13 protein-coding genes are annotated in these 11015 nt (G+C 74.1%); 1 reads left to right on the top strand and 12 read right to left on the bottom strand.

Features of this window, described 5'->3' with window-relative positions; genetic code table 11:
* Positions 1-280: 280 nt before the first annotated feature.
* The 12 genes from HCN52_RS00785 to HCN52_RS25810 all read right to left on the bottom strand — a co-directional run bounded on the left by HCN52_RS00785 (position 281) and on the right by HCN52_RS25810 (position 10614).
* A complete protein-coding gene (locus HCN52_RS00785) occupies positions 281-2539 on the bottom strand; it encodes a P-loop NTPase family protein (protein ID WP_168086356.1) in 2259 nt (752 codons plus the stop codon).
* Between the two features lie 113 nt (positions 2540-2652).
* Positions 2653-3096 (bottom strand): conjugal transfer protein TraB, encoded by a 444-nt coding sequence (locus tag HCN52_RS00780; protein ID WP_209314009.1) that lies wholly within the window; start codon positions 3094-3096, stop codon positions 2653-2655.
* Positions 3097-3101: 5 nt separating this feature from the next.
* Entirely contained in the window at positions 3102-5330 is a 2229-nt protein-coding gene (locus HCN52_RS00775) for a hypothetical protein (RefSeq protein WP_168086355.1), read from the bottom strand.
* A 133-nt stretch (positions 5331-5463) separates the two neighbouring features.
* Complete coding sequence (locus tag HCN52_RS00770; RefSeq protein ID WP_168086354.1) at positions 5464-5661, bottom strand: hypothetical protein; 198 nt, start codon at positions 5659-5661, stop codon at positions 5464-5466.
* The gene (locus HCN52_RS00765; RefSeq protein ID WP_168086353.1) at positions 5661-6137 is read right to left on the bottom strand and encodes a hypothetical protein; all 477 of its coding nucleotides are present in this window, start codon (positions 6135-6137) and stop codon (positions 5661-5663) included. The genes HCN52_RS00770 and HCN52_RS00765 overlap by 1 nt, the downstream gene beginning before the upstream one ends.
* Before the next feature lie 123 nt (positions 6138-6260).
* Positions 6261-7850, bottom strand: coding sequence for a DUF2637 domain-containing protein (locus HCN52_RS00760; RefSeq protein ID WP_168086352.1), 1590 nt, complete (start codon positions 7848-7850; stop codon positions 6261-6263).
* A gap of 181 nt (positions 7851-8031) precedes the next feature.
* Positions 8032-8538: a hypothetical protein gene (locus HCN52_RS00755; RefSeq protein ID WP_168086351.1), complete on the bottom strand. Its 507-nt coding sequence runs from the start codon at positions 8536-8538 to the stop codon at positions 8032-8034.
* A 135-nt stretch (positions 8539-8673) separates the two neighbouring features.
* Positions 8674-8904 (bottom strand): hypothetical protein, encoded by a 231-nt coding sequence (locus tag HCN52_RS00750; RefSeq protein WP_168086350.1) that lies wholly within the window; start codon positions 8902-8904, stop codon positions 8674-8676.
* 14 nt (positions 8905-8918) lie between these two features.
* The gene (locus HCN52_RS00745; protein WP_168086349.1) at positions 8919-9107 is read right to left on the bottom strand and encodes a hypothetical protein; all 189 of its coding nucleotides are present in this window, start codon (positions 9105-9107) and stop codon (positions 8919-8921) included.
* Between the two features lie 30 nt (positions 9108-9137).
* Positions 9138-9377, bottom strand: coding sequence for a hypothetical protein (locus HCN52_RS00740; RefSeq protein WP_168086311.1), 240 nt, complete (start codon positions 9375-9377; stop codon positions 9138-9140).
* A gap of 50 nt (positions 9378-9427) precedes the next feature.
* A complete protein-coding gene (locus tag HCN52_RS00735; protein ID WP_168086348.1) occupies positions 9428-9709 on the bottom strand; it encodes a hypothetical protein in 282 nt (93 codons plus the stop codon).
* Positions 9710-10248: 539 nt separating this feature from the next.
* On the bottom strand, positions 10249-10614 hold the full coding sequence (locus HCN52_RS25810) for a hypothetical protein (protein ID WP_168086347.1): 366 nt from the start codon (positions 10612-10614) through the stop codon (positions 10249-10251).
* A gap of 152 nt (positions 10615-10766) precedes the next feature.
* Between HCN52_RS25810 and HCN52_RS00725 the strand changes: the two genes are divergently transcribed.
* Positions 10767-11015 (top strand): winged helix-turn-helix domain-containing protein (locus HCN52_RS00725; RefSeq protein ID WP_168086346.1); only part of this gene is annotated, 249 nt, incomplete at its 3' end.

The raw sequence follows: 11015 nt of genomic DNA, 5'->3' as shown, positions 1-11015 counted from the left end.
GCGCCCGGCCGGGATGGCCGGGCGCGCCCGTGGTGGCTGGTTGGAGGTGGGGTACCGAGGTGCTCGCGGGGCGGGCATTCTCGTCTGGTCGGGTCGTTCGTGGAGTGAGGGGTTCGGGTGGAGTTCGTCTTTGACTGCGGCTGGTGTGGTGGGGACAACTACTTCGTCGGGAAGCAGGTGGGGTTCTGGGTGGACAAGTGGGAGGTGTCCTCGGAGTGGTCGTGTCGGTTCTGCGACGGGGGGAACTACACGCCTGATCCGCCGTGGACGGAGGCGTAGGTCAGGTGGTGAGTTGCCAGACGCCGCGGCTGACGGGTTCGACGCGGCCGTGTTCGCGGAGGGCGGTGAGGGCGTTGGTGATGCTGCCTCGGCTGACGTCGGGCAGTGCCTCCCGGAGGTCCTTGACGGATTTGGGGCCGTCGGCGAGGTGGGCGAGGACGTCGTCGGGGACGGTGGTCTTCTCCAGTTCGATACGGGCGGGGGCGGGCTCGGGCAGTGGGGGAGTGGAGGGTGCCGGGGTGGTGTTCGTGACGGGCTTGTTGGTGAGGTTGCGGTAGGTGTAGAGGTCGCCGGCGGCGGCGGCCTCGCCTTCGGTGAGGCCGGGGGCGGGTTCGCCGGTGTCGAAGAGGGCGGCGAGGGTGGTGTACCGGCCGCTGGTCTTCTGGGCGTAGAAGGTGCGCATGTACTCCGCTCGCCCGTCGGAGAACACGTAGGCCATGCCCGCGCTGCTGACGCCGGCGGTTTCGTCGTCGCCGTTGAAGAGGGCGTCCATCTGGCCCTCGGGTTGGATGCGGGCGGGGATGTTGGCCATCTGGAACCCGGGCGGGGCGATGCCGTCCAGGCCCATGGCCTGGGTGCTGGAGGACAGGGTCCGCATGAGGACGACGGTGCCGGTCTTGCCCTGCTGGCGGATCGCTTCCTCGCCTCCGAGGTCCTTGAGGTGGAGGGACTGGACGGCCAGGCGGATACCGATGCCGACCTTGCGGCCGGTCTTCTGGATGTCGGCGATCAGCGCGGCGGCCTCGGTCTTCAGCTCCTCGTCGTGGTGGGTGAGGAGGCGGTTGATCTCGTCGAGGGTGATGTTGATCAGCGGCCAGGGCTCGCCGATCTCGAAGTCGGCGCGGTCGGCGGACTCGCGCTCCCGGTAGGCCATCACGGTGTGGGCGGTGCGCAGGAGCGCCATGGTGGCGTCCTCGCCCTTGGCGAACCAGTCGACGCGGCCCTCGGCTTCCGGCAGGGACTTGCCGCCTTGGAGGTCCGCGACCCAGGAGACGATGCCGGAGCGGCGTTCCCCGACGAGGAGGAGGAGCTGGAGGACGGACTTCCCGGCGCCGGTGGCTCCGGCGGTGATGCCGCGCAGGGCTCCGAGGTCGGGGTCCCAGAGGCGGACGCGGCAGGGCTTGCCGTCGTGTCGGACGCCGATGGCGATACGGCCGTGGTCGTCCATGGTGAGGTCGTCGGCGGTCGCTTCGCGGACGTTCATCAGGGGGTTGGTCTTGTAGATGCTGATGACGCCCTGCCGGACGCCGTCGGTCTCGATGACGACGCGGGTGGGGTCGGAGATGTCCAGGGAGCTGCACAGGCCGGTGTGGTTGAGGCGGATCTCCTGGCCGGCGGGGGCGGCGACCTGGAGGACGAGGCGGTCGGTCTCCGAGCGCCACCGCAGGAGCTGTACTCCGGCGGCGGGGCCGCCGGGGCGGGTGACGGCCGCCCACAGGGTCTGCATCGGGTCGGCGCCGCTGTCGGCGGCGCTCAGCGTCGGGCGGGCGACCAGCCGCACCCGGCCCGGCCCCGAGCCGGGCAGGGGCTGGGTGGTGACGGTTCCTTCGGGGATGTCGAAGACGGCCGCGAGGGCGACCGGCTCCAGCTTCGGGACGGCGCGGCCGCGGGGGGCGACGATGACCGCGTCGAAGTCGGGGCGGTCGCCGCGGATCTGCTGGACGTCGGCCAGGCGGGTCCCGGGCGCGATACCGGACTCCTCCCACAGCTGGGCGAGGAGTTCGGGGTAGGTCGCCGGAACCCGGGCCGCCGGCGCCTGGTTGGGGTCGGCGTCCTGGTCCTCCTCGCCGTCGGCCGCCGCGGCGAGGGTGCGGGCGCGGGTGATGGGCGCGGTCCACGCCATCAGCGCCGCCCACGCGGCGGGGCCGGCCACCTGCCACCACGGCCAGCCGCCGCTCGCCGTCGCGGTGGCGGCGAACAGCGCGGCGTACAGGGCGGCGCCGGAGAGCACCGGGACGGCACGCTGCGAGGCGCGCAGGAGCTTGCCGAGGCCGTCGGCGTCCTTGGCCTTGTGGTAGAGCCAGCCGCCGGTGGCGAGCGCGGCGGCGGCGACCGTGGCGTGGGCGGGCCACTGCGCGTCCAGGACCGGCGCGAGGCCGATCCCGGTGGCGGCCACGGTGTAGACGCCGCGTTCGATCCGCAGGCGGCGGCGGATGTTGGGGCGGCGGCGCGGCGTGAGCGCCGGGAGCAGCGCGTCGAAGTCCGGCGCGGTCGGGCCCTTCGGGGTCGTCTTCTTCGTCGGTTTGCTGGTGGTGGGCATCGGTCCTCCGGTCGAATGCGGGAGCGGGTGGGGGCGTGGGAGCGGCCGGGGGCGGACCGGCCCGGGGTCGGGCAGGTCCGCCCCCGGCCGCAGCGAGGAGTGGGGCGGGGTGGTCAGTCGGTGCGGTAGAAGCCGGGCTTGGCCTGCCGCACCGAGGAGGCGCGCACCGCCTCGTAGATGCCGCCGTACTCGTGCTGGTGGTTGGCGCGGAAGGTGGCGGCGTCGGTGGCGGTGGCATCGGCGGCCGACACCATCCCGCCGGCCCCCGACGCGACATCGCGGAAGCTGCGGGCGACGTCCTGGGTCTGGGCGATGAAGCGCGGTTCGACCTCGGCTTCGACCAGGTGGTCCGCGAGCTCGTCGGCAGCGGCGGCGTTGCTGCGCATGTGGAGCTGGAGGGCAGCCATGCCCTCCTTGAGGCGCAGGGCGGCGAGGCTCAGCGCGGCGACCCGGGAGGCGAGCTGGGTGAAGGAGTTGCCCTCGTGGGCGTCCCGCGCGAGGTGGGCGGTGCGGTCCCCGCTCTGCGGGGGTTCCGGGAGGTGCTGGGGGTCGGTCACAGGGATCAGTCCTCGTTGTGGGCGCGGGCGGACGGGGTGGACAGGCCGGCGTCGGCGGTGGCCTGCTGCACCGGCCGGTAGGCGTCGTTCATCGCCTGGTCGGCTGCCTCGGCCAGTTCGGCGGCGGTCAGCGACGCGGTCGACATGGCGGCGGCGCGGGCGGACAGCAGCTCCATCGACTCAGCCAGCCGCGCCATCGCCGCGGCGGTGAGGTGGCCGACGACGTTGTGCCGCTCACGCACGTCGACGGCCAGCTCGTCCAGCGCGTAGCGGATCTCGGTGGCCTGCTGCGCCAGCTGCCGGCAGGTCTCGTGCGCCTCGAAGCCGTCGATGGTCAGGCTCTCCAGCGCGGCGAGCGCCGCGTCGAGGCTGACCTCGGTGTCGTGGCCCCCGGCGGTGGTGGTGAGCGTCCCGCCCGAGGGGGCGGGGGGGCGGGTGGGGTTGGTGGCGAGCGTCCCGGGGCGGTCGGTCACGGGCTGGGTCCTTCCGGTCGGTCCACCGGGCCCGGCGGGTCCGCCGGGGTCGGTGTCGGGCGGTGTCGGCCGGCTGGTGCCGGGGCGGGGGTGATGCGGCGTCGGGGCCTCAGCGAGCATCCGGACGCCGGTGGTGAGGCCCGCCGCCTCACGGCCGGGCTGGGGACGGTCGGCCCGCGTCACGGTCCAGTCGTGCCCGCCGGCCGCGTGGGCGGCGGACTCGTACGGGGAGCGCCGGCGCCCGGCGCCCGCGAACGGGTCGCCGTGCGGGTGCCGGGCTCCGTGGGCGCGGGCCCGGCGGTGCGCCCGGTTCCGCACCCGGTCCCACCCGCTCTTCGCGCGGCCCTTCCCGCCGGGCCCGCCTCGCGTGCTCCTCGAGGAGAAGGGGCGCTTCCCTGCGGCGGGCTTCGTCGGGTGCTTGCGCCACTTCGGCTTCCAGCGGGGTGTCTTCGGCTTCTTCGGCGCGGGGGGCAGCGCTGCTTTCGCGTCTGCCGGCGGCGGCTTCGGCGACTCGCCCGGGTGCTTCGGGTTGTGCTTGGTGTGCTTCGCCTTCTCCTCTGTCTTCTTCCGCTCCTCGGCTCGGGTGCGGCGCATCACCGGGTCGAGGGTTCGGCGGCGCTTCTTCCACCGCGTCGCCGCGGACTCCCCGGTGTCCTGCTTCAGCGCCTGGGCGAGGGTCGTCCGGTTCTTCGGCGACGGCTTGGGCTTGTCCAGCGAGACCTTCTCGCGATCCCGCTTCGGTGACGTCTCCTCCCGCTTCGGCTTCGTACGGTCGGGCTTCGGCCCGACCTTCCCCGACTTCTGCAACACCGGCGAGAGGTGGTCCCGGCGGCGGTCCAAACGCGGCGCGGCCCGGTCGACGGCGCCCTGCCGCGCGGCCGGACCGAGCTTCGTCCGGTCCCCGCTTCGGCGATCCAGGCCGCCGCTTCGGGAACCCGCGGCATCGCTTCGGTGACCGTGCCGCTCACGCCGCTCCGACCGGTCCGCCCGTCCTCCCGGCGACCGCCCGCCGACACCGGACGCACCGTGCTGCGCGCCCGGCCGCCGACCACCGCCGCCGCCCTCACCACTGCCACCCCGGCCCCCACCACCGCCGCCGCGGCGGTCGGTGCGGTCCAGGCCGCCGGAGCGGTTCACGCTCCGGCTGCCGCGGTCCGGGCCCGGCAGCTGCACCCGGCCCCCGCCGCGACCACCCCCGCCCCCGGCCGGCCCGGTCGCGCCGTTGGTGGTGCGGGCCAGCCGCTCAGCGGCCCGCCGGTGACCGGCCGCCTCCCGCTCAGCCGACTTCTTGTCCTTGCCTTCACGGCCGGTCACAGCGGTGTACATGCCGCGCAGCGCCGCCACCGACACCGCGAGCGCGGTGGCCATGGTCAGCGCCCCGAGCGTGCCGCCCGCCCCGCCCCGGCCGTCCCCCGCCGGAGCGGGGGAGGGGGACGCGGCAAACGTGGCGGGCAGCTCCACGGGCGCGACGTCGCCGGGGAGCGACGTCGGCTCGTACGGCGCCGGCGCGGGGCCGGGGATGGACTCCATCGACTCCATCGACTCCAGCGAGGACCGCCGGGGCCGGGGGTCGGGGATCTCGTACGCCCCGGCGGGTGGTTCCCGGGGCGGGTCGGGGACCACCGACAGCGCCCTCGGGGCGGGCTCCTCGGGCGGTGCCGGGGGCTCTTCGGGCGGGGGTGGCGGCGCCCCCAGCGACAGCCGGGGGAACCCGGCCGGGGTGGTCTCCGGGCCAGGGCCGGAGTGCTCGTCGTCGGCCACACGGGCCTCCTCTCACAGTTGACAGGCCGTCACACTCTGTGGCAGCCTCGCGCGCTCGCGCGCGCGCTCGCGAGCGCGCGCCTTGGGACCCCCGGATACGGGCCCCGAGGCGGTGATGATGACGATCAGCCCGTCACCGACTGTTGCGCTCGTAGAAGCCGTTCAGCAGCGCCGCCAGCTCCGGCCACAGCTCCGGACGCTGCTTGCACACCAGCCGCGCCGCGTCGAAGCACACCGCCGCGACCGCCGCCTCCCCCCGCGTGCTCGCCTCCTCCTGCTTCCGCTTCCACAGCGCCGCCTGGTTCTGCGCCCTCGTCCGCTGCTGGGTCATCAGCTCGCCTCCCGCTTGAACAGATCCGTGATCCCCGCCCCCGCCGACCGACCGCTGTCGGCCGGCGGCTGCGGCGGCAACCCGCCGCTGTGCGGCTGCTCCAACTGCGCGACCTTCGCCCGCCGCAACGCCCGACGCTGCGCCCGGCTGTCGGCCTTCGCCTTCCGGGCGATCGCCGCGCGCTCCCGACGCGCGGGAAGCTCCAGGAACCCCGTCGCGTACGTCGTGTACAGCGCCTCGGCGTCGGCCGCCGCCCGGCGGCTGACCCGCTCCATGTCCCGCAACGGGCGCACAATCCGGCGAGCGCGCAGCGCCTTGTCCCAGGGCCGGTCCCCGTCGACGGGCGACTGCCGCATGCGGCGCACCAGGATGTCCGCGAGCTGGCCGTAGTGCCGCGCGTCCTCCAGGTGCTGGTCTCTGCGGTCCTCGGTCCAGGCCCGCAGGCCGTCCTCGGTGAAGAAGTGGTTGATGTCCACGGGTCCTCCTGATGGTGCGGGGGGGTGGTCGGTCGGTGGTGCGGGGGTGCGGCCGGGCGGCCGTGGCCGTCCCCGACCCGCACGGGGCGGATCGGGGACGACAGTGGGTGCCCGGACGGGGCATCAGGCCGCGTACGGCGCCTGCTCCTGTGCCTGATCCGCGAGGTAGGCGGCAGCCTCCGTGCGGTAGGTGCTCGCCGTCCCGTCACTGGAGATGGCCAGGACCTCCCGGATACGGGCGAGCGGCAGCTGCTCCGAGTCGCCGCCGGCCTCCGAGAGGATCAGCCGGGCGACCTTGCGGATCTTCCGCTCGGACTGGCTGAGCCGCGCAAGGTCCTCGGCTTCGAGGGCGGCGACCTCGATTTCAGCGGCCCGGAGCCGGGCTTCGGCGGCCTTCTCCTCGGCTTCGGCACGCTGGCGATCCGCTTCGGCAGCGGCCTTCAGGTCTGCCTCCTTGTCCTTGAGCGACTGGGCCTCGGCGGCCGCGAACCGCGCCTTCTTCGCCCGCTCCTCAGCCGCGTCCCGCTGCTGCTGCTCGCGCTCCCGCTCGGCAGCCGCGGCCCGCGCTTCGGCCTCCTTCTGCTCGGCAGCGGCCTTCGCCTGCCGGGCCTTGGCCTCCTGCATCGCGGCGGTCTCCTCCAGGTCCCGCTCCCGCTGCGCGGCGCGCTGCGCTGCGGTGGCGCGGGCGTTCGCCTCGGACTCGGCCTCTGCTGCGCGGCCGTGGGCCTCAGCCTGGGCGACTCTCAGGTCGCCGGCGGCGCGGGCTTGATCGGCCTCGGCCCGCATCTTGTCGATCTCCTGCTGCGTTTGCAGGTCGAGGAGTCGGCGGCGGCGGGCGGTGGCTCGGTCCGCGGCGGCCTGCTCTTGGCGCTCCGGCAACGCGAGCGCCTCGGTCACGCTGATGCCGTGCTTGGCCATCTCCATGGGCAGCAGCGCGTCGGGGTCCGCCGCGCTGAGGTCACCGCCGTGCTTGCGGGCCAGCCACTGCTGGTAGCCCATGAGGTCCCGGTCGCGGGCGATCATCTCCGGGTAGGAGGTGATGCCGCACAGCCGCATCCGGCGGTAGAGGCGGGCGGTCGGCCAGGGAGCGAGGAGCCAGCGGTGCAGCGGCACCCGGTCCATCGCGGTGCCGGTCTCCAGCCGCGCCGCCTGCACCACCAGCTTGCGTGACGCCTCGATCCCGACGACGAAGAGAATCGGCATCAGAGCGTGCGCGACAGCCTGGTCAGGGTCTTTGGTGATGCTGCCGTGGGCGGTCGCGTTGAGTACGACCGTCGCCAGCGTCATGCCGTGCGCGGCGACCCGCAGGAGCGGCCAGGGCACACCGCGCTTGATGAGCACCAAGTCCAGCGCGAGGAACGCCACGATGGAGGCGTCGATGCCGATCGGGAGCCAGCGCGCCAGCTCCGGGCTGAACCCCCAGTCCCGCTGAGCGGCCAGGCGAAGCGTGTCGTAGCTCATGGCGAAGCCGATCACGCCGACGGTCACGGAACCGATGATCGCGACGACGCAGAGCATGATCATCAGGCGGTCCCAGCGGCCCTCGCGAGGCGTGCCCGAAGCGTCCAGGGCGGTTGCCGAAGCGTCGGGGCCCGTTGCCGAAGTCGGCTCGGGCGACGCCGAAGCGGCGGTGTCGGTGGGGTTGTCAGCGGGGGCCGGCGGGGCCGGGTCGGGGCGCCGGCCGGGGGTGCGCGGCAGCTCGGTGATGGTCACGGTGGGGTCCTCCATGGGGGCGGTGAGGGCGTTGCCGAAGCGATCGAGGGTGTTGCCGAAGTCGGGGTGCCTGGCGCCGAAGCGCGGGCCTGTGGTGCCGAAGTCGGCTCTCCGAGGCCCACCGCGTAGGTGGGCTTGGGAGAACCGGCGGCCCGCACCCGGCGAGGGGCGGGCCGCGCGGTCACCGGTCGGTCGCCCCGAGCCGCACCGGCTCGATGCGCCACCCCGTCGGCACGGAGTCGTCCGACGGGGGCTGCGCACCGGGAGGGCACGGGGCCCAACCGCCGGGGACCGCACCGTCCTTCTCCGCAGCGGTCTCGGCTCGCTCACGGGCGCGGTGGACGCTGTGCAGCTCACCGCGGCGGTACAGGAGGTAGACGGTGTCGCGGTCGCGCTGCTCCTGCCGGCGGGCAGCGCGCAGCAGGGCGCGGAGGACGACGCGGTCCTCCTGGTCTAGGAGCACCTGCTCCTGCGCCGCGCGCAGCTGCTTGCGAAGCTCACTGTGGTCCTCGTCCAGCTCTTTGAGGCTGGTGTGCAGCGTGCCGATGCGCTGGGCGTCGTCGTCGGCCAGGGCGCGGAGGGTGCCGAGGTCTGCGTGGGCCTGGTCCACCTGTTCGGCCAGGGTCGAGGCGCGGGCGGCGGCGGTGGTGAGGTCGGCCAGGGTCGAGGCGCGGGTGATGCGGATCATCGGTGCTCCAGGGTGGTGTTGGCCGCTCCGGGGTGGGGCGGTTCTCCGGGCCCCACCACCGGCGGTGGTGGGGTCGGGGGAACCGGCGCGGCCCGCGCCCGGGTGTCGGGGTGCGGGCCGCGCGGGCGGTGCGGGTCAGCGGTGGGTGATCTGGTCGACGGTGCCGCCGGTCATGTGGACCTCAGCGCCGCAGTGGTTGCAGCGGTAGAGGTAGACGGCGCCGTCGTCGTCCACGCGGTAGTCCATGCGGGCGTTGCAGCAGTGAGGCGGCCTCTCGTCGGGGGTCGGTCCCGCTTCGCCCTCGTCCAGGTAGCCGGTCTGATGCTGCGGGCCGCCGCAGCAGCAGCGGGTGGTGGCGTTCTGCATCGGGTTCCTTCCGGTCAGCGCTGCCGGCGCTTGTTGCGCTGCTTGGCCTTGGGGCAGTCGTGACCGGCGGCGAGTCGGTACCACCTGCCGCAGTCGGGGCAGGTGGTCCCCTCGGTCGATCCCGGTGCCTCGCCGTAGGCGGCGTCGCCGACGTGGCCGCCGGTCTGGGTGACGAGGCCGGCGGCCTTCTTGATGAAGCCCATGAGATGCCTTTCGGTGTGGGGTGGTGCGGGTTAGGAGGCGAGGCCGAACCGCTCGTCCGGCTCCTCGTCGTCCCGGTGCGGGTGCGCGATGCGGTGGACGAGGCCCGATGCCTCGTGCCAGGCCGCGAGCGGCACGCCGATGGCGCACACGAAGAGGAGGGCGGCGGGGACGCCGTGGCTGTGCAGCTGCACGGCGATGAGCACGGCGACGGTGAGGAGGGCGGCGCCGGCGGTGGTGTAGGTGATGGTGTGTCGGGTGCGGGGGGACATGGGGTCTCCGGGGGTGTGGGGCGGCGCGAGCAGCGGTTCGCGGCGCCGGGTCAGTGCGCGGCAGCGGCGGCGAGTTCGGCGGGGGTCCGGGTGGCGCCGCAGGTGTGGTTGTCGCCGTCGTGGTAGAGCTGGCCGCAGTCGGGGCACTTGTGAAGTGCGCGGACGGGGGCGGCGCAGCGGGCGGCGTCCTCCTCGCGGGCGCGCATCTCGGCGAGGGTGCGGGGGGCGCGGCGGTGGGCGGGGATCTGGGCGTCGGCGGTGCGGACGCGGTGGAGGAGTTCGGCGGCGAGGGCCTGGTCTGCGGGGGTGCGCTGTGTGATCATGTGGGTCACGTCGGAGCTCCATCTCTGATCGTGGTGCGACCCCCGGAGTGCTTGCTGGCGCCGGGGGTTGCTGCTGTTGGGGCGCGGTTCCTGCGTCCCCCGCGCACCACCGGTCCGGCCGGGGCCGGAGTGGGTGGTGACGGGCAGCGCAGGCGCTGCGGGTGATGGGTGGCGGTCTCTTCCGCCGTGGGCGCCTTTGTCGAGAGGTGCCGTGCTCGTGATCTCCCACGGCCTCGGGGGCCGGTGATCTGCCGGGTGCCGCCGGTGTGTGGTCACGGCGCCGTGGGGGTCTTTGGAGTCGCCCTCTCGCGACAGCAGGTCTGCTACTGCCGAGGATCGACTGGTCTCCACTCACCTCCGGCTGGTGTGGTCACGGCCGGTGTTGCGGTGGTGGATCACGCTGTTCAGTTCTTAAGGAGCGGTAGCTGCCTTCGGTTGCCGCTTTCGCGGGCCTCCGGGCTGGTGGTGCTGGGTGCGGGGCCGTGGGGCCCGGCTCCCACTGCGGGGCCCACCAGCTGGTGGTGGGCCCCGCCGAAGGAGCCGGAGCGTCAGGCCGCCGCGCGCAGCACGGGGTGCGGGGGGCCGTCCGTGGCGTGCAGGGAGTGGAGGACGGCGGCGAGGAGGCGGTCGCCGCCGTGCGGGCGGCGGACGCGCACGAACATGTCGTCCGCGGTCAGCCACGGGGCGGCGGCGTGTTCGCGGGCGGCGGCGCGGGCCGCGGCCGCCAAGTGCTCGGGGAGACCGGACTCGGAGTCGACGGCCGGGGTGAGGGGCGCGGTGCCGGCAGTCGCCGCAACGACGTCGGCGGCGATCTCCCGAGCGCGGTGCCAGTCGGAGAGCGGGAGGAGACCGGCGACGTAGCCGGTCAGACGGGCGTCGAGGGCGGGGGCGGTACGGGCGGTGGTACCGGGCATCGCAGACTCCTGTGACTAGTTGGAACGGTTGAACTAGCCAACTTAGATTGACTAGTCCTTGCGTTGCGTCACCGATGCTGCACCGCACGAAGAGCCATGTCAAGCAGTACGCCTAGATTGACTAGTCAATGACAGGGAGGTAGACATGTCCCATGGCAGCCAGACGACCCCTGTACCAGCGCATCGCCGACGAACTGCGCAGCGAGATCACAGCCGGCGCCCTTCACCCGGGCGGAAAGCTCCCCAGCGAGGGCGAGATCGCCGCCAAGTGGGAGACCACCCGGTCGACCGCCGTGGCAGGGCTACGAGTCCTCGTTCACGAGGGGCTGATCGTGGCCGACCGCCCGCGCGGTTACTTCGTCCGGCGCTGGGAGCCGATGATCTATCGGCCGCAGCGGGAG

It is taken from the genome of Streptomyces bohaiensis, assembly GCF_012033785.1.
In the GTDB taxonomy this organism is placed as follows: domain Bacteria; phylum Actinomycetota; class Actinomycetes; order Streptomycetales; family Streptomycetaceae; genus Streptomyces; species Streptomyces bohaiensis.
The sequence above is the reverse complement of the archived record's forward strand: the minus strand, read 5'-3'. Positions and strand labels throughout refer to the sequence as shown.

Coding starts and splice junctions, on each gene's coding strand:
- HCN52_RS00785 (WP_168086356.1), bottom strand. CDS start 2,539: ATGCCCACCACCAGCAAACCGACGAAGAAGACGACCCCGAAGGGCCCG.
- HCN52_RS00770 (WP_168086354.1), bottom strand. CDS start 5,661: ATGACCCAGCAGCGGACGAGGGCGCAGAACCAGGCGGCGCTGTGGAAG.
- HCN52_RS00755 (WP_168086351.1), bottom strand. CDS start 8,538: ATGATCCGCATCACCCGCGCCTCGACCCTGGCCGACCTCACCACCGCC.
- HCN52_RS00750 (WP_168086350.1), bottom strand. CDS start 8,904: ATGCAGAACGCCACCACCCGCTGCTGCTGCGGCGGCCCGCAGCATCAG.
- HCN52_RS00745 (WP_168086349.1), bottom strand. CDS start 9,107: ATGGGCTTCATCAAGAAGGCCGCCGGCCTCGTCACCCAGACCGGCGGC.
- HCN52_RS00740 (WP_168086311.1), bottom strand. CDS start 9,377: ATGTCCCCCCGCACCCGACACACCATCACCTACACCACCGCCGGCGCC.
- HCN52_RS25810 (WP_168086347.1), bottom strand. CDS start 10,614: ATGCCCGGTACCACCGCCCGTACCGCCCCCGCCCTCGACGCCCGTCTG.